Origin of the sequence: Ralstonia sp. Ralssp135 (assembly GCF_047304345.1) — a bacterium.
GTDB classification, from domain to species: Bacteria; Pseudomonadota; Gammaproteobacteria; order Burkholderiales; family Burkholderiaceae; genus Ralstonia; species Ralstonia chuxiongensis.
In genome coordinates this window covers 1-17,294 of the sequence record NZ_JBGLYZ010000027.1, presented here as the reverse complement: position 1 = coordinate 17,294, position 17,294 = coordinate 1, and the positions used below count along the sequence as shown (strand labels likewise).

The window sequence follows — 17,294 nt, the reverse complement described above, 5'->3', positions numbered from 1 at the left end:
GAATCAACAGAAGGAGACTGGGCATGACCGGCTTTACCGAGGCGCAATGGAAACGGCTGAGGAGCTTGCTTGACGAACAGGAAGCCCGCGTGCAACGCCAACTATCGGCGTTGGGCGCATCTGTTGTGCCGATGCCGCGTGAAGCGCCGTTCGAGAACGCGGATCTTGCCGATGAAGAGGCGGGGGACCAAACAAACGACGTCATGCTCGCCCGTTACCGAAACGAGCTGGAGCAACTGAATGCTGCGCGCGAGCGTATGCAGCAGCACAGCTACGGCATCTGCGTCGATTGTGGCGAAACGATTCCGTTTTTACGCCTGCAAGCCCAGCCGACAGCCATGCGCTGTCTGTCTTGCCAAACGGCGCGCGAACGCCACTGGGCATAGCCAGGCGACTCTATCTAGCAGGAGCGAGGTATGAAAAGCGATCTGGGCATCAAGCAGGACGTCAACGACGAACTGCTTTGGGAACCTGCGGTGGATGCCGCCGCCATTGGTGTGGAAGTGGAGAACGGCGTGGTGACACTGACCGGCCACGTGCGCAGCTACATGGAGAAGCTTGCAGCCGAGCACGCGGCCGAGCGCGTGGGTGGCGTGCGCGGTGTCGTGCAGAAAATCGAAGTTCGCCTGCCCGGTGCACACACAGACGCGGACGTTGCTCAAGCAGCCCGTGACGCGCTGGAATGGCAGGTCAGCCTGCCGTCCAATCGCATCGAGGTGCTGGTCGAAAACGGCTGGGTAACGCTCTCGGGGGAGGTCGACTGGCCATACCAGAGCGAACAGGCGGCGCATGCGGTCGGATCGTTGCGCGGTGTAGCAGGTCTGATCAATCGGTTGCGGATCAAAGCGCGTGTGGTGCCAGCCAATGTTGCCGAGCAGATCGGCGCGGCGCTCAAGCGGCATGCCGCACGCGAGGCCGATCACATTCGCGTCTCCGTTCAAGGCGGGACGGTGACGCTCAGCGGCCACATCGGTTCCGCTGCGGAGCGGCGCGCTGCCAAGGGCGCGGCATGGTCCGCACCTGGCGTGACCGAAGTCATCGATCATCTCCAGATCGCCCCGTAAGGTCGGAAGTCATGCAAGAAAGAAAAAAACGCTGCCCAGCAGATAAACCGGGGCAGCGTTTTTTGGGGGAGAGCAGGCAAACCGATCAAAGCTCCGTCAGTGCTGCCTTGTCGGTCAGCTCGATGTTCTTGCCGCTCACGACGATCCAGCCTTCGCGTTGGAACCTCGACAGCGCACGGCTGACGGTCTCAAGCTGCATGCCGAGGTAGCTGCCGATTTCTTCACGCGTCATGCGCAGCGTGAAGCTCGAAGCGGAGTACCCGCGGTCCTGCATGCGCGTGGAGAGGTTCAGCAGGAAGGTGGCAACGCGTGCTTCCGCACTCAGCCCGGCGAGCAGCAGCATGAGCCCTGACTCGCGCACGATCTCTTCGGCCATCAATTGGTGAAGACGATGTTGCAGGGGGCGGATGTCCTGGCACAAGTCCTCAATGCAATGGAAAGGCATGGAGCAGACCGTGCTGTCTTCCAGGGCAATCGCATCGCAGGTGTGGCGATCGGCGGCAATGCCGTCGAGCCCAAGCGTTTCGCCCGACAGTTGGAATCCGGTGACGTGACTTGCGCCGTTGGGGTGCGATACCACGGTTTTGAACGATCCCGATCGGATGGCATACAGGGCGTGGAAGTTGTCACCCGCACGGAAGAGTGCTTCGCCCTTGGCGATCTTGCGCCACGTGTGCACCATCTGGTCCAGCTGTTCGCGTTGTGTGGAGGGCACAGCGCTTGCGATGCAGGCCCAGTGCATCATGCAATTTGCGCACTGGCTGTTCGGGATCAGTGGCGTAGTCTGCCGGGCCTGCGTGGCGTCGCGCACGAGCCGGAGTTGGGGAAGCGCAGCGGGATGGCGGGTTTCAATGGGGGCAGGGGACTCTATGGTGCGCGGAATCATGGGATGGCTCCGGGAGGCGCTTGTGGTCTTTGAGCCACACATCCTCGGCGAGGCGGTGGGTATCCGGTCACTGCGTTCCATCAAGGTCCGGTGTCCGTACGCTCAGTATCGGAGGCGCCGCGTTTGCGCGAAATCAGGCAGCGCTGAGTTGGCCGTCGGGATGCGCCATGCCGTTGTCAGGATTCCCTGACAACGGCGGCAGGGTTTTCCGGGGGGGCGTCTCCTTCACACGGCTAGTATCTCCAGCCTTGGGAATGGGCTATGTTGATTGCATCCCGACCTTTTGGTGGTGTCCGGTGGCGGAGCAAGACACTCAATCCTCGAAGGCAATGCACAGGCGGCTGCTGCAGTTGCAATCCACTTCGGCCGAACTTGTGGTGGGGGTACTGGCCATTTTGCTGCTGGCCGCGTCGGTTGCCCGGCTGGCTTTTGCGCTCCAGGCCGGGGATGCACCGTTTATTTTGCTAGCCTCGGCAAGTATTTTTGCCGTCATCGCGCTGGTGTTCTACTGGCTGCGGCTGCAGAAGTTGCGAGCCGCCGTCGCACGGGATCTGACGTACCTTGAGAAGAGCGAAGCCCGGCTGGCCGGCATCATCCGCTCGTCCATGGAAGCCATCATTTCCGTCGATGATGCCCAGCGCATCGTGTTGTTCAATCCGATGGCCGAGACACTGTTCGGTTGCTCCGCTCGCCAGGCCATTGGTCGCCCGCTGTCGGACTTGATTCCCGAGCGGTTTCGCGGCGCGCACGAAGCACACGTACGGCGCTTCGGGGTGACGGGCGTATCGGAGCGTCAGATGGGTAAGCAGCGCCCGCTGTTTGCCTTGCATACCGACGGGCGGGAATTCCCGATCGAAGCGTCGATTTCACAGATCGAGGTGAACGGGGGCAAGCTGTTCACGGTGATGCTGCGCGACACCACGGAGCGCGTCCGCGCAGAAGCGGCACTGCGGCGCTCCCAGGAAGAACTGCAGCATCTGTCGGACAGCATTCTGGCCACGCGCGAGGAGGAACGGCACCGTATCGCCCATGAGCTGCACGACGATCTGGGTCAACGCCTGAGCGCGCTCAAGATGGACATTTCGCTGCTGGCGGCCGATCTGCAGGCAGCACGGAGCGACAAGGTGTTGATCGACCAGACCCAGGCGATGCAACACGTGATCGACGAGACAATTGTTGCCGTGCGGCAGATTTCTGCGGATCTTCGGCCGCCGTTGCTCGACGAGCTGGGGCTCGTGCCCTCCATCGAATGGATGGCCAAGAATTTTCGTCAACGCTTTGGCCTGGTCGTAACTGTGCATGCTCAAGAGCTGGCAATGAACGAGCGCGCTGCCATCTCGGTCTTTCGGATCGTGCAGGAGGCGCTCAACAATGTCGTGCGCCATGCCGATGCCACGCGTGTTGAGATCGAGTTCTCGCAGCACGACGACGTGCTGGAGTTGTCCATTCAAGACAATGGGCATGGCTGGAGCGGGGCACCCCCGGCGGTGGGTGAACGCAAGCCGCTGGGGTTGCTTGGCATTCGCGAACGGGCCCGGTTACTGGGCGGGCAGGCGACGATCACACACGCGCCTGGCGGCGGCTTTCGCTTGAGCGTAAGCTTTCCCGCCGTTCACAAAGCCACCGAGGAGGCACGGACATGATTCGCGTGATGATCGCCGACGATCATGCCGTGATGCGCGATGGTGTGCGTCATATCCTGGAGCGAGCAGGGGATTTTGAAGTCGCATGCGAAGCCTCCGACGGTACGCAGGTCCTGCAACTGGTGCGCGACCATCAACCGCAGGTAATCGTGCTGGATCTTTCGATGCCGGGGCGCACCGGCCTGGAGCTGCTCCGCCAGTTGCACGACGACCACCCCAGGGTGCGCGTGCTGGTGCTGACCATGCACGCAGAAGAGCAGTACGTGGCGCGTGCCTTTCGTGCGGGGGCGGCCGGCTACCTGACCAAGGAGAGCGCTGCGACCGAATTGGTCACTGCGCTGCAGAAGGTGGCGACCGGCGGCACGTATGTCAGTCCGCCCATGGCGGAAAAACTTGCCCACAGCCTGGGCGAGCCCAGTGAGGAGGCGGCCCACACACGCCTGTCCGATCGTGAGATGGAGGTCTATCGCCGGCTGGTGCGGGGTGAGCCCTTGACCGAAATCGCCACCAGCCTGTGCGTGAGTGCCAAGACCATCAGCACCTACAAGATGCGGTTGATGGACAAGCTGCAGCTCTCAAGCGAAGCCGCCCTTGTGCGGTACGCGATACGTCATCGCTTGTTTTCCGACGACGATACGCTGTAGCGCACTCGGCCGCAGGACTCGCCACGGCCTTGCGACACATCAAAGGCCGCAGCCCCCGAATCGCTATCGTTGATGCACATGCATCGGCCGGTCGATATCACCCCGGGGCGCACCCCTGTCTGCCGTGCATGGCCAAGGGGGCCATGTGCAAGCCATTCTCAAACTCGCCTACAAGCTGCTGGTCAATGACAAGGCCAAGCTGAGCGGCTTGCTGGTGGGTATTACGTTTGCGGTGTTTCTGATGATCGAGATGACGTCGCTGTTTGCGGGCGTGCTCAATCGGTCTTCGTCTGCCGTGTACAACATCGGCGCGCGGATGTGGGTGATGGACCCGGCCGTCAACACTGTGGCCAATTCGATCGGCATGCCGGATTACGTTCTTGATGCGGTGCGCAGCATTCACGGGGTGAAATTTGCCGTTCCACTGTATTCAGGCGGCGCACTTGTGCGCCTGAAGAGCGGAACCTATCAGCCCGTGACCGTCGTCGGCATTGACGACACCAGCCTGTTCGGCCGCCCGCACATGCTCAGCGGCCGCATCCAGGACCTGTACGGCGACAACGCCTTCATCGTCATCCAGGACGCCGAGTTCGGGAAGCTGGAAAACCCACATATCGGCACGGAGTTCGAAGTCAATGACCATCGAGGGGTGATCGTCGGCATTGGCGAGGTGGCGACCAGCGGATTGTTTGGCGTGCCCACCCTGTACACAACGTACCGCCGCGCTGTGCAGTATCTGCCCGGCACGCGCTACACGATGTCGTACATCCTGATCGAGCCCAAGTCCGACGCCGACATTGCTGCAATTGAACGCGCGGTAGACCGGCTCGGCTATCGCGCCCTGACCAAGGAAGAGTTCATCGGCCGCATCTCGCACTTCTATACCTACCAGACAGGGCTTGGAACCAACATCCTGCTGATGACGGTGATCAGCTTCGTGGTGGGGTTGTCGATATCGGGGCAGACGTTCTACACCTTCATCCTGGAAAACCTGGAACGCTTTGGCGCACTCAAGGCCATTGGGGCCAAGGGGCGCGAGCTGGTCACGATGATTGTCTTCCAGGCTACGTTCGTGGCGCTGGTTGGCTACGGGCTGGGCATCGGCCTATGTGCCGCGTCGATCGCGCTGGTGCGTCTTCGCATTCCGGACTATGCGGCCATGATCACGTTCACCAATCTGATGCTGGCGCTGGCCATGGTGGTTGTGATTGCCGGCATATCGGGCTACATCGGGGTACGCAAGGTACTTCGCATCGAACCCTTCGACATCTTCCGGGGTTGATCGTGGCCAACGTTGCCATTGCCGCTCAGGCCCTCGATAAATGGTTTGGCGAAGGCGAGGCGCGTACCTGCGCGCTCAAGCAGGTCAGTTTCGAGGCCCAATTCAACGAGATGCTGTTCATCGTCGGGCCTTCGGGCAGCGGCAAGACGACGCTGCTGAGCGTGATCTCGGGCATCCTGCGCCCAGATGGCGGGCGGGCCGTGGTGGACGGAGTCGATATCTGGGGCCTGGGTGCCGACGCACTGGCCGATTTCCGTCTGAGCAGGATCGGCTTCGTTTTCCAGGACTACCACCTGTTCCCGCGCCTCACCACGGTCGAGAACGTCGCCATCCCGCTGATCCTGCGACATGTGCCGTGGGACACAGCGCTCGAGCAAGCCATGCACTACCTCGATGTGGTCGGGTTGAAGAACCGTGCGCAGTTGCCTCCGGTCAAGCTCAGCGGCGGTGAACAGCAGCGCGTGGCCATTGCACGTGCCATCGTCACGCAGCCCGACATCCTGATCCTGGATGAACCCACCGCATCGCTGGATGGCGACACCGGCCGCGCCATCATGCAGTTCGTGAAGACGGAAATATTGAACGCGCACCGCTGCATCGTGATCGTGACGCACGACGCGCGCATCCTCGACATGGCAAGCCGCATCCTCGATATGGAAGACGGCAAGCTGAGCCGCATTGAACACGGAGAGATGCGATGAAGATCCGATGGTTGTTTGTGCTCTCTGTGATCGGTGCGCTGGCTGGGGTGGGGGCCGCCATCTATTACGCACGGCAGAAGCCGCCGCTGCCGCCTGTCTTCCAGCCCGCGGCCAATCCTTACGCGACGGGCATCTACGCCAACGGCATTGTCGAAAGCGACCAGCCCAGCGGCGCAAACCTGAACCTGTATGCCGAAGTGTCGGGCACCGTCGCGCGTATCGCCGTGCAGGAAGGGCAGGCGGTCAAGCGCGGTGATGTGCTGATCCAGATCGAGGATTCCGTGCAGCGTGCTTTGACGGCACAACAGCAGTCGCAAGCGGATGCCGTCGACGCCCAGTTGAACGCGCTACTGGCCCAGCCGCGCAAGGAAGCGCTGGAGGTCACGCGTGCACAGGTGAGCGCGGCAGATGCCGGCCTGCGCACCGTGCAGGATCAGTTGGACAAGCTTGAAGCGGCCGCCCGGCTCAATCCCAAGGCAGTCAGCCGTGATGCCATGGACAACGCCGCCAACGCGGTACGGGTGGCACACGGCAATCTTGCAGTCGCCCAGCGCCAATACGACCTGACGCGCGCCGGCGCCTGGAGCTACGACATCCGTACGCTGCAGAAGCAGCGCGATGCCTTGCAGAAGGGCGCGGCAGCAGCGGCGGCATTGCTCGAAAAATACGCCGTGCGGGCACCTGTGGACGGTGTTGTCATGTCGGTGAACACTGCGATGGGCAGCTATGTATCGCCGCAGGGCACCTATGACACCTACACACGGGCCAACGTGCCACTCGTCACCATGAGTACCGGCCAGAACAAGCTGGCTGTCCGTGTGTATGTGGACGAGATCCTGGTGCACCGCCTTCCGCCCGGCCAGGTGCAGGCACGCATGTTTGTGCGCGGCACCGATATCAGCGTGCCGCTGGAATTCGTGCGCGTGCAGCCGTATGTGTCGCCCAAGGTGCAGTTGTCCGACCAGCGCTCCGAACGTGTGGATGTGCGCGTGCTGCCGTTGCTTTTCCGTTTCAAGCAGCCTGATAAGCTGGCCGTTTATCCCGGCCAACTGGTCGACGTCTATCTGCAGGGGGCGTCGTGAAAGCGGCAGCGGGGGCGATAGCCGCAGCGGTGGCGGTCTGGGGCTGCGCCGTCGGGCCGGATTTCCACATACCTCCGGCACCGGGCGTCGATCGCTATCTTCGTGACGGCGATCCTGCGCAGGCGGCCGCCGCAGACGGCGTGGTGCAGCGCTTCACGGCGGAAACAGTGCCGGCAGACTGGTGGCGTGCCCTCGGCAGTCCCGCGCTTGATCTGGCCATGGAAGCGGCCATTACGGCCAACCCGAGCCTGCAGCAGGCAGAAGCCAACCTGCGCGCCGCGCAAGACCTGTTGCGAGCTGGCGCGGGCGTGTTCTACCCGCAGGTGGCTGGCTCAGCCGATGTGTCACGTCAGGCGGCGCTGCCCGCCAGGCTCGGGCAGGCTGGGGCGCCAAGCCTTTTTACGCTGTGGACGCTGGGGGCATCCATCAGCTACGCGGTCGATATCTTTGGCGGCAATCGGCGTGCGGTGGAATCACTGGCGGCGCAAGCAGAGGGGCAAAGGTACGCGGTGGCCGCGGCATACCTCGCGCTGACCGGCAATCTTGTGAACGCCGTGATCGCCCATGCCGCCTATCAGGCGCAGATCGACACCACGCGCAGCCTGATTGCCGTGGTGCGCGAGCAGGTGGAGATTGCACACGCGCAGGTCGAAGCTGGCGTCATGGCGCATGCCAGCGAGTTGAGCCTTGCCGCGCAATTGGCGTCGTTGGAGGCATCGCTGCCTCCGCTGGAGCAGAAGCGTGACCAAGCTGCGCATCTGCAAGCGGTGTTGGCCGGCCGATTTCCTTCCGAGGCAGACGCCGTAGACGTTGCGCTCAACGGGCTGCAACTGCCGGCGGACCTGCCCAGGCTGGTGCCCTCTGAGCTGGTGCGCCAGCGGCCCGACGTTCTGGCCGCACAGGCGCGCCTGCACCAAGCCAGCGCCGAGGTGGGGGTAGCAATGGCGGCGATGCTGCCAAGCCTGACCCTGAGCGCAGACTACGCCCGGATGAGCGGCCGTAGCGCCGATCTGTTTGGTGCAAAAGCCGGCGCCTGGAGCGTGGGGGCAAGCCTTGTGGCCCCGCTGTTTGAAGGCGGCACCCTGTATTTCCGCCGCTCCGCATCCCGGCAGGCATTGCAGGCAGCCGATGCTGGTTATCGGCAGGTGGTGCTCTCTTCGTTCGAACAAGTGGCCGATGTGCTGCGTGCACTGGAACACGATGCAGCGCAGCTTGACGCACAGTTGCGCGCGCAGGCGGCGGCAAATGCCGCACTGGAAGAGATCAACGCAGACTACCGTGCCGGTGTTGCCGGCTATCTGCAGGTGCTCAGTGCTGACCTGCAATATCAGCAAGCCGTGCTCGGCACGCTGCAGGTGCGTGCACAGCGGCTGCAAGACACCGTGGCGCTGTTCCTTGCCCTGGGCGGCGGCTGGCGTGGCGCCGGCATTGAACCGCCGGTGGCGGGCACGCACGACAGCCGCCCAGGCAACGACGGCCGTTGAGTTGCGTCAAGGCCGGACGCGCGCCCTGCGCTCTAATGGTTTGCACATCCATGCGGTTTGCTCGCAATTTCCTATGCACATCACGTCCGTGCCGTTTCCGCACTCGCCCGCCGACGATCTCTCAATGTGGTCGGCGCTTGTCTCGCAAGACGTGCTGGAGCGCCTCCAGAGCCAGACGCACGGCCTGACGGAGCAGGCCGCCGCACAGCGCCTGCGTGAAAACGGCCTCAACCGCGTGGCCAACGGCCATCAAGAGGCTGTGCTGATTGAGTTGGCGCGCCGCTCGGTCAATCCGCTGAATCTGCTGCTGATCTCGCTGGCGGGCGTCTCGGCGGTGTTGGGCGATGTACGGGCGGCCGTGCTGATTGCGTTCATGGTGGTGCTGAGCGTTGTGCTGGGCTTTCTGCAGGAGCATCGCTCGAACCGGGCGGCAGAGGCACTGCGGCGCATGGTGCATACAACGGCAACGGTACGGCGCATCGGTTCCGATGGCGCGGAAGCGTGCCAGGAAATCCCGATCGAACAACTGGTGCCAGGCGATATCGTTCAGCTTTCCGCCGGCGACATGGTGCCGGCCGACTTGCGGCTGCTCAGTGCGAAGGATGTGTTCGTCAACCAGTCGGCCCTGACTGGCGAAGCCATGCCGCAGGAAAAGCATGCGGAGCCCTCCGACAGCCATTTCGCGGCAGATTTCGACCGGCCCAATCTGTGCTTCATGGGCAGCGCCATGGTGAGCGGCTACGCCACGGGCGTTGTCTTGACCACTGGGCACCGCACCGCCTTTGGTCATGTGGCCAACCTCATTGCCGGGCAGCGCGTGCAGACCAGCTTTGATCGCGGCATTACCCGGTTCACTTGGCTGATGCTGACGCTGATTCTGGTGATGGCGCCCACGGTCTTTCTCATCAATGGATTGACCAAGGGCAACTGGTTCGAGGCGCTGTTGTTTGCGGTGGCTGTAGCCGTGGGCTTGACGCCCGAGATGCTGCCGATGATCGTCACGGTGAATCTGGCCAAGGGCGCCATTGCCATGTCGCGCAAGAAGGTCATCGTCAAGCGGCTCAACGCCATCCAGAACTTTGGTGCAATGGATGTGCTGTGCACCGACAAGACCGGCACGCTCACGCAAGATCGCATCATCCTCAAGCACCACCTGGATTTGCGCGGCGAAGAATCCGACCAAGTGCTGGAGTACGCGTTTCTTAACAGCTTCTATCAGTCGGGCCTGAAGAACCTGCTGGACGTGGCCGTGCTCAAGCACGTGGAGCTCGAGCAGCGCCTGGATGTGCATGCGCGGTTCCAAAAGATCGATGAGCTGCCGTTTGACTTCGAACGTCGGCGCATGTCGGTAGTGCTGGCGCAGGACGACGGCACGCACGTGCTGATCTGCAAGGGTGCGGTGGAAGAAGTGCTGGCCGTCAGTGCGCGCTACGTAAGCGGTGACGAGGCTGGCCCGCTGGAGGCAAGCCACCTCCAAGATACGCGGCAACTGGCGGAGAACCTCAACGCCGACGGCTTTCGTGTCGTGGCGGTTGCGTACAAGGAGATGCCGCCCGAGCAAAGCCAGTACGCCGTGGCGGACGAGTCAGGATTGACGTTGCTGGGGTACATCGCCTTTCTCGACCCGCCACGTGATACGGCCGCACCCGCCATTGCCGCATTGAAGGCCCGCGGCGTGGCGGTCAAGATCCTGACCGGAGACAACGGCATTGTTGCGCGCAAGATTTGTCGCGAGGTCGGGCTGGCCGTGGAGCCGGTGGTGCTCGGCGCCGAGCTGGCCGCCATGTCACCTGACCAGATGGCCGAGGTAGCCGAGCGCGCGTCGGTGTTCGCCAAGGTGTCGCCGGCGCAAAAGGCAGCCATTGTCGAGGCACTGCACCGCAGGGGCCACGTTGTGGGCTTCATGGGTGACGGCATTAACGATGGGCCGGCGCTCAAGGCCGCGGATGTCGGCATCTCCGTGGATAGCGCGGTCGATATTGCCAAGGAGTCCGCCGACATCATCCTGCTGGAGAAAAGCTTGGCCGTTCTTGGGGAGGGCGTGACGGAAGGGCGCAAGGTGTTCGGCAACATCGTCAAGTACATCAAGATGGGCGCCAGCTCGAACTTCGGAAACATGTTCAGCGTGCTGGGCGCCAGCCTGTTTCTGCCCTTCCTGCCAATGGCACCGGTGCAGGTGCTGCTCAACAACCTGCTCTACGACTTTTCGCAAACCGCCATCCCGACCGACAACGTGGATGAGGACTACCTCGTCAAACCAAGACGGTGGGAGATCGGCAGTATCTTGAAGTTCATGCTGTACATGGGGCCTGTCAGCTCGCTGTTTGATTTCGCGACCTATGCGCTGCTGCTCGGCGTCTTTCACGCGTGGGCGAATCCGGCGCTGTTCCAGTCCGGGTGGTTCGTTGAATCGCTGCTGACGCAGACGCTCATCATCCATATCATCCGCACGGCCAAGGTGCCGTTCGTGCAAAGCCGGGCGAGCACCGCGCTGGTGCTGACCAGCATTGCCATTGCCTGCGTCGGTATCGCCATGCCGTTGACATCGGTCGGGGCACTGTTCGGCTTTGCGCCGCTGCCGGCAGCCTACTGGCCCTGCCTGGCAGCAATCGTCCTGGTCTACGGCTTGTGCGCCTACGTGATGAAAGCCTGGTACGTGCGCAGATACGGCTTGGATTGAGCCAGGCGTGTCAGCCAGCCCGGCGCTCCGTTTGCGGGGCCACGCCCAACGCAGCGCGCACTTCGGCGTCTTCCACCTGAGGAAAATCGGCGTAATACAAGCCGACCGCGCGGAAGCCCTGCGGCGCGTAGAGGCAGACGACCTCATCGGCCAGCGGTCGGATTTCGTCCAGGCTGTCAGGCGCCGCCACGGGAACGGCACAGATAAGGCGTTGCGGATGGCGCTGCCGTATGGCGTGGAGTGCCGCCTTCATGGAAGCTCCGGTTGCCAGCCCATCGTCGACGACGATCACGACGCGTCCTTCTACGTCATACGGGCCACGATTCGGGGTATAGAGCGCGCGGCGCCGACGGATGACGTCCATCTGTTCGGCGCTTTCCTGTTCCAGGTATGTGGTGTCTGCGCCAATGCGGCTCGCATAGGGTGCGAAGTAAGTCCAGCCGCCTTCTTCAATAGAGCCGACAGCCAGTTCAGGGTTGAACGGTGCGCCGAGCTTGCGAACCAGCACCACATCAAGCTGACCGCCGAGTGCGTGCGCGATGAGGGCGCCCATTGGAACCGCGCCCCTTGGGATGGCCAACACCAGCGGGTGCATGTCCCTGTACTTCTCGAGTGCCTGCGCGAGCATGCGCGCTGCATCCAATCGATCTTTGAATCGCATGGGGCTACCCCGCGTGTCGGTGAGGTTGTGAGGTTGCACTCAGGTGGCGGGTAAACCAAGCCCGCGCCAGCTCGGCCACCTGTTCGAGCGTGCCTTCCTCTTCAAAAAGGTGCGTTGCGTGGGGTACCGTCTCCAGGGCTTTTTCACAGTGCATTTGGCTCAGGGCCTGCCGGTTGAGATCGAGCACGTCCAAATCGGCCGCGCCAACGATCAGCAGGGTCGGGCAGGCGAGTTTGCTAAGTGCACGTTGACCGGCAAGATCCGGGCGGCCGCCGCGGCTGACGACCGCTTCGATCGGGCAAGCGTCATCAGCGTCGGCCGCCGCCAGGATTGCGGCTGCGGCGCCCGTACTGGCGCCGAAGTAGCCGAGGCGCAACTTGCGTTCGCGGGCGATGCTGCCGACCGCGCGTGTGGCTGTCTGCAGGCGCCGTGCAAGAAGCTCGATATCGAACCGGCACGACGCATGTGACGCCTCGTCGGCGCTCAACAGATCAAACAGCAGCGTGCCCAGGCCGGCGGCATGGAGCTGATCCGCGACATACCGGTTGCGCGGGCTGAGCCGTGAACTCCCGCTGCCATGCGCAAAGATCACCAGGCCGGTTGCATTGCCGGGGCAGTCCAACGTGCCTTCCAGCATTGCGTCGTCCGCCACAATGTCCATGCTGAGAGAAAGCGGCTCGGGATTCATGGGAGAGGTCTTCCTGAAATGGGGTGGCAGCCGGATTACACGCTCAGCGGCGGCTGGACGCTACCGGTCGTCTCGCGCTCACGCTCGTTATGAACGAGCCGGGCGATAAGGCTCCACTCGGTGGCCATTGCGCCGAGCACATCGTCCAGAGACAGCACGCCGACCAGCGCACCGTCAGAGGTCACACCAACACGCCGGACGCCGCATGAGAGCATTTCCTGCAACGCGTCGCTCAGACTTGCCTCGAGCGGTACGTTGGAAATGCCCCGGCTCATGACATCGGCCACACAGGTCTGGGAGGGGCTCACCCCAACCGCAACCGCATCAAGCACGATGTCGCGATCCGTGACAACGCCGATCGCACGCGGTCCGGAAGGAGTGTTCTCCGTCACGACAAGCGCACCGACATGCTTCTGGCGCATCTGCTGTGCCGCTTCCTGAAGCGTGCAGGAAAGCGGAATGTGTACTGCATTGTGTGAATAGACGTCCTGAACTCGCATGATGGGCTCCTCGGTGTTGTCGATCAGGCGGCCTTTTCAGCTCTAGCCGATGTGGAGCGTGCCAGTCCGTTCTTCTTCACCTCGGAGTCGGGCGGGGCCATGAGGTTGAAGCTGTCAAAGAAGGCCTTCAGCGAATCGGAGGACGCAGCAAACAACTGCGAGGAAGAGGTCTGCCCTTCGGGTTGCTGCATCTGCTGGGTCCACTCCGTCAATCGACGCAGATAGGCGGCCTGCAGCTTGTTCGTGAACTCGGACCAGGTCTTCAGGGCGTTAGCCCCGTGGCTCGATTGCATCTTCATGAAGATGCCTTGCGCAGTGGCCAGCGATGCCCAGTCATGCGTGCCGCTCAGTTCGTGTTCCAGTTCACGCACATCTTCCAGCGCAGCCTCAGCCAGCTTGAGGCGGAAACGGGCCAGATCGATCTGCGCCTCAAGCATGAAGCTGGCGGTGCGGCTCATCTCGCGCATGACGGTACAGGCCAGGTTGCATGCCATATCAGCAGGTTGTTGCATTGTGATCTCCGGTGGGGTCTTGGCGGGCAGGTGAGGGGGGCCGCCGAATGAGGTATCCATATGCAGCGTAGGCACTTTGCAGTTGTGTGCGTTGATATGGCGCAAATTGGCGGCCGCGCGCGAAGCACCATCGCAACGGTGCTTGATCTCAAGGTACTTGGTTGCCTGAGCCTGCCCAAACGGAATCACCGCTCTGTGCCTCTGATGTAGGGCACCACGTTGGATATCCCGACAGGGATCACATGCGCCCGCTCTTCCACGTTGAGCGGCTGCTGTGTGGCGATCTGGGCGTCCAGCACGTGCAGGTCCGCTTTCGATGCGTCGGCCCCGGCGCGCATGCGATTGCGGATGCGCATGCGCAGCGTGTCGACGTCGGCAACGCAGTCCGCGATGGCCAGGCCCACCCCCAATCGGCTCGCCAACGAGAAGAAACGTCGGCGCTGCCGCTCGGCCAGGAACGTGGCATCCGCAATCATCGGAAAACCGGCGCTGATCCCCAGCTTGCAGACGGCGGCAAGGCGCCGATAGGTACGTTCGATTGCGCGTGGCAGGTAGCGATCGACGGCGGCTGGATGCGCGACGCGCTGGCGTTCGACGTCGGAGCGCACGCGAATCATCCTTTCTGCTTCGGCAAGCTGTGCGGCGCGGGTGGATTTTCCACTGCCCGAAAGGCCATGCATGAGAAGGATGCAGGCGTCGTTTCGACAGAGCAGCTCCCGAGACAGGTCGAGCATGCAGCGTGCCTCGGCGCGTGGCCTGGCAGCCAGATCGGGGGTTGCGTCCAACTGATGGGCGCGCTCCAGAAGCACGCGGGCACGCACGAGCGCACGCATTGATGCGTAGAAAGGCAGGACTGCCAACCCGCCGTAGTCGCCACATCGTTCGAGATAACGGTTGATCATCCGATACGCCATCCCATGCAGACCCGTTGCGAGCAAGTCCATGAACAGAAAGGCGGTGTCGTACATGGTGTCGATCCGCCGGAGCGATTGGGAGAATTCCAGGCAGTCGAACGGCGTCGGCTGGCCATTCATCGACACGATGTTGCCCAGGTGAAGGTCGCCATGGCATTCGCGGACGTGGCGGCTGCGTCGCCGTGACGCGAATGTCGCTTCCAGGCGACTTGCGTGCTGACGAAGCAGCGCTACCGTGGCCGCCGCAATCTGGGATTCCGTGCTGAGGGCAATCACCCCCGCTGCGCAATCCTCAAGCGTGCGTCGAATGCTTGCGGGTGTTCCATCGTCTGAGCCTGATGCGCAGACAGGCGCGGTTGCGTGGAAGTCTGCGATCAGGTCAGCTAGCGCGTCGATCTCCCCCGCGCGGAGTCGTCCATCATGCGCCATTGCACTGAGCAAGTCTTGCTGGGCAAAGCGGCGCATGCAGACCGCGTACTCACAAGGCGTGCCTTGCCCACTGACGCAGATGCGGCCTGTGGCCGGATCGTGCGAAATGGGCACCACGCCAAGGTATAGCGCAGGGGCGAGGCGGCGGTTGAGCCGGCATTCCTCCTCGCAATCGATTTGCCGCGCACGGAGCGTCGAAAAATCGACAAAGTCCAGCTTGATCGGCTTGCGCACCTTGTACGCAAACTCTCCAGCCAGGAAGACCCACGACAGATGGGTTTCGATCATCTGCAGATCCGCAGCAGGGTGTGGATACGATGCTGGCTCGAGCATGCGAGTCACCAACGCTTCTGGTGGCTGCGTGCATGGAATGGTGGTGGCTTGTTCGGCCATACGCGGGCTTCACCTCCGGATAGAGAAGGTCAATATCGCGCGGTTGCTGCCGTGCGCCCTGACGTAGATCAACGTCTCCACGGGTCGATTTCCTAGCATGGAGTCATCGTCTTCCTGGTGATTCCGATGAAAGCACTCGTCTACGAAGGGCCTGGCAAGATCACCCTGACCGACAAGCCAAAACCGGCATTGCTGGCGCCTGGCGACGCAGTGGCGCTCGTCAGGTTAACGACCATCTGTGGCACCGATCTGCACATCATCAAGGGCGACGTCCCGAACTGCGAGCCGGGGTGCACGCTGGGCCACCAAGGTGTGGGCGTGGTGGAGTCCGTCGGCGCGGCCGTCACCTCACTTACGCACCGGTTCAGGCTCGACGACATCCTCGCCGCCTACGACCCCTTCCGCAATGCCGCGAAGACCCAGGCGCTCAAGGTGATCATCTCCGCCTAGGCGGCGAGACATATGCGATGAACTCTTAGTTTTGTGAGGTGGACGCCATGAGCGAGGCGAAGCTCCTGTCTTATGACCCTGTGCAACATCTACTGCCGCAGCCAACGTCCCATGCGGCGCCGGCCACCATTGCGCTGGCACCGCCGCTATTGGAGGGCGGCAACACGTTGACTGCAGCGCTTGCTCAGCGGAAGAGCGTGCGGGAGTTCGCGCCCACGCCGCTGTCGCCGCAGCAACTGAGCGAATTGCTATGGGCGGCGAACGGCATCAACCGGCCGGAAACAGGCGGGCGCACGGCACCCTCAGCGCATGGCCTGAACGAGATCGACATCTACGTCGCGCTGCCAGAGGGCGTCTACGAATACGAGCCTGTGGCCCACCGTTTGCGACTCAAGCACGCCGTGGACGCGCGCAACCTGACTGGATACCAGGATTTTGTCGGCAAGGCGCCGCTGGATCTGGTGTACGTGGTCAACCATGGTCGCGCAGACCAGATGCCAGAAGCCGTGCGCGAAACATTTGCCGGCGTAGCGGCAGGAGCGATCTCACAGAATGTGTCGCTTTACTGTGCCGTGGCCGGGCTGGGTTGTGTGGTGCGTGGCTGGCTCAATCAGCGTCTGCTGGCAGAAGCCTTGTCACTCAATGAAGACGAAGTTCCGGTGCTGGCACAGACGGTCGGCCACCCAGCCGCTGAGCAATGAGGTATGAGATGAACCAAGCAGGTCGTTTTTTGCCACGCGGCATTCTCGCCGCGTTTGTTTTGGCCGCCAGCGCTCACGCTGGTGCGGTCGGACCGGATGCGGCGGCGGCGCCTGAGGTCCGCGTCCAGAACGAGATCGCCTATGTTTCAGGTGGCGTGGGGAGCGACGAGCGCGACACCATGCACGCGATGGCAAGCCGTTTCAACGTGCGGCTGAACGTGGTGTCGGCCAGAACCGGCGAGGCATTGTCGGATGTGGATGTTTCGGTTGCCGATGATCACGGCAAGCTCCGTTTGCGCGTGCGCACGGAGGGGCCGCTGTTGTATATGCGATTGCCTCGCGGGCGCTATCAGATAACGGCCGCGTATCGGGGTGTGATGCAGACCCTCAGCGTTCGGGCAGGTTCGAAGCCGGTCGACGCCGTTGTGCGGTTGCGTACCGAACCGGAAACAGACCGGTGGCTACTGTGCAAGCGCGATTGCCCCCGCGCTGGCGTACGTCCGACGACGCGATGAGGCCGTCATGACAATACAGCGCATTGCGCTCATCACCGGGGGGATGGGCGCAATGCGCTGTATTG

General features: G+C 62.7%; 17 protein-coding genes and 1 pseudogene. 12 read left to right on the top strand and 6 right to left on the bottom strand.

The window, feature by feature from the left end; genetic code table 11:
• Positions 1-23 precede the first annotated feature (23 nt).
• Entirely contained in the window at positions 24-386 is a 363-nt protein-coding gene (locus tag ACCD03_RS17890) for a TraR/DksA family transcriptional regulator (protein WP_413412434.1), read from the top strand.
• Between the two features lie 30 nt (positions 387-416).
• Positions 417-1,064, top strand: coding sequence for a BON domain-containing protein (locus ACCD03_RS17885; protein WP_045203941.1), 648 nt, complete (start codon positions 417-419; stop codon positions 1,062-1,064).
• 85 nt (positions 1,065-1,149) lie between these two features.
• On the opposite strand, the gene ACCD03_RS17880 is transcribed toward ACCD03_RS17885, so the two are convergent.
• Positions 1,150-1,950, bottom strand: a complete 801-nt coding sequence (locus ACCD03_RS17880; protein ID WP_413412433.1) for a helix-turn-helix domain-containing protein — start codon at positions 1,948-1,950, stop codon at positions 1,150-1,152.
• A 254-nt stretch (positions 1,951-2,204) separates the two neighbouring features.
• Here ACCD03_RS17880 and ACCD03_RS17875 point away from each other — a divergent pair, with 254 nt between their 5' ends.
• The 7 genes from ACCD03_RS17875 (at position 2,205) to mgtA (ending at position 11,466) form a co-directional block, all read left to right on the top strand.
• Positions 2,205-3,593 (top strand): PAS domain-containing sensor histidine kinase, encoded by a 1,389-nt coding sequence (locus ACCD03_RS17875; RefSeq protein WP_413412464.1) that lies wholly within the window; start codon positions 2,205-2,207, stop codon positions 3,591-3,593.
• Complete coding sequence (locus tag ACCD03_RS17870; protein ID WP_413412432.1) at positions 3,590-4,237, top strand: response regulator; 648 nt, start codon at positions 3,590-3,592, stop codon at positions 4,235-4,237. Before ACCD03_RS17875 ends, ACCD03_RS17870 begins: the two co-directional genes overlap by 4 nt.
• Before the next feature lie 145 nt (positions 4,238-4,382).
• Entirely contained in the window at positions 4,383-5,519 is a 1,137-nt protein-coding gene (locus ACCD03_RS17865; protein WP_045203937.1) for an ABC transporter permease, read from the top strand.
• 2 nt (positions 5,520-5,521) lie between these two features.
• A complete protein-coding gene (locus ACCD03_RS17860; RefSeq protein WP_413412431.1) occupies positions 5,522-6,220 on the top strand; it encodes an ABC transporter ATP-binding protein in 699 nt (232 codons plus the stop codon).
• Positions 6,217-7,302 (top strand): HlyD family secretion protein, encoded by a 1,086-nt coding sequence (locus ACCD03_RS17855; protein ID WP_413412430.1) that lies wholly within the window; start codon positions 6,217-6,219, stop codon positions 7,300-7,302. Before ACCD03_RS17860 ends, ACCD03_RS17855 begins: the two co-directional genes overlap by 4 nt.
• Entirely contained in the window at positions 7,299-8,786 is a 1,488-nt protein-coding gene (locus ACCD03_RS17850) for an efflux transporter outer membrane subunit (RefSeq protein WP_413412429.1), read from the top strand. Before ACCD03_RS17855 ends, ACCD03_RS17850 begins: the two co-directional genes overlap by 4 nt.
• Positions 8,787-8,859: 73 nt before the next feature.
• Positions 8,860-11,466, top strand: a complete 2,607-nt coding sequence (mgtA, locus tag ACCD03_RS17845) for a magnesium-translocating P-type ATPase (protein ID WP_325652758.1) — start codon at positions 8,860-8,862, stop codon at positions 11,464-11,466.
• A 10-nt stretch (positions 11,467-11,476) separates the two neighbouring features.
• Here the strand turns inward: mgtA and ACCD03_RS17840 are convergent, their stop codons facing one another.
• From ACCD03_RS17840 to ACCD03_RS17820, 5 genes are all read right to left on the bottom strand, one after another.
• Positions 11,477-12,127, bottom strand: coding sequence for a phosphoribosyltransferase (locus ACCD03_RS17840; protein ID WP_325652760.1), 651 nt, complete (start codon positions 12,125-12,127; stop codon positions 11,477-11,479).
• A 4-nt stretch (positions 12,128-12,131) separates the two neighbouring features.
• Entirely contained in the window at positions 12,132-12,815 is a 684-nt protein-coding gene (locus ACCD03_RS17835; RefSeq protein ID WP_325652762.1) for an alpha/beta hydrolase, read from the bottom strand.
• Positions 12,816-12,850: 35 nt separating this feature from the next.
• The gene (locus ACCD03_RS17830; protein WP_232039443.1) at positions 12,851-13,315 is read right to left on the bottom strand and encodes a cyclic nucleotide-binding/CBS domain-containing protein; all 465 of its coding nucleotides are present in this window, start codon (positions 13,313-13,315) and stop codon (positions 12,851-12,853) included.
• 23 nt (positions 13,316-13,338) lie between these two features.
• On the bottom strand, positions 13,339-13,827 hold the full coding sequence (locus ACCD03_RS17825) for a hypothetical protein (protein WP_325652765.1): 489 nt from the start codon (positions 13,825-13,827) through the stop codon (positions 13,339-13,341).
• Positions 13,828-14,012: 185 nt separating this feature from the next.
• Positions 14,013-15,503: a bifunctional aminoglycoside phosphotransferase/ATP-binding protein gene (locus ACCD03_RS17820; protein ID WP_413412428.1), complete on the bottom strand. Its 1,491-nt coding sequence runs from the start codon at positions 15,501-15,503 to the stop codon at positions 14,013-14,015.
• A gap of 186 nt (positions 15,504-15,689) precedes the next feature.
• Here ACCD03_RS17820 and ACCD03_RS17815 point away from each other — a divergent pair.
• The 3 genes and pseudogenes from ACCD03_RS17815 to ACCD03_RS17805 all read left to right on the top strand — a co-directional run.
• Positions 15,690-15,917 (top strand): annotated as a pseudogene (locus ACCD03_RS17815) (alcohol dehydrogenase catalytic domain-containing protein); the annotation flags it as partial.
• Between the two features lie 143 nt (positions 15,918-16,060).
• A complete protein-coding gene (locus ACCD03_RS17810) occupies positions 16,061-16,714 on the top strand; it encodes a nitroreductase family protein (RefSeq protein ID WP_413412427.1) in 654 nt (217 codons plus the stop codon).
• A gap of 8 nt (positions 16,715-16,722) precedes the next feature.
• A complete protein-coding gene (locus ACCD03_RS17805; protein ID WP_413412426.1) occupies positions 16,723-17,229 on the top strand; it encodes a hypothetical protein in 507 nt (168 codons plus the stop codon).
• Positions 17,230-17,294 lie beyond the last annotated feature (65 nt).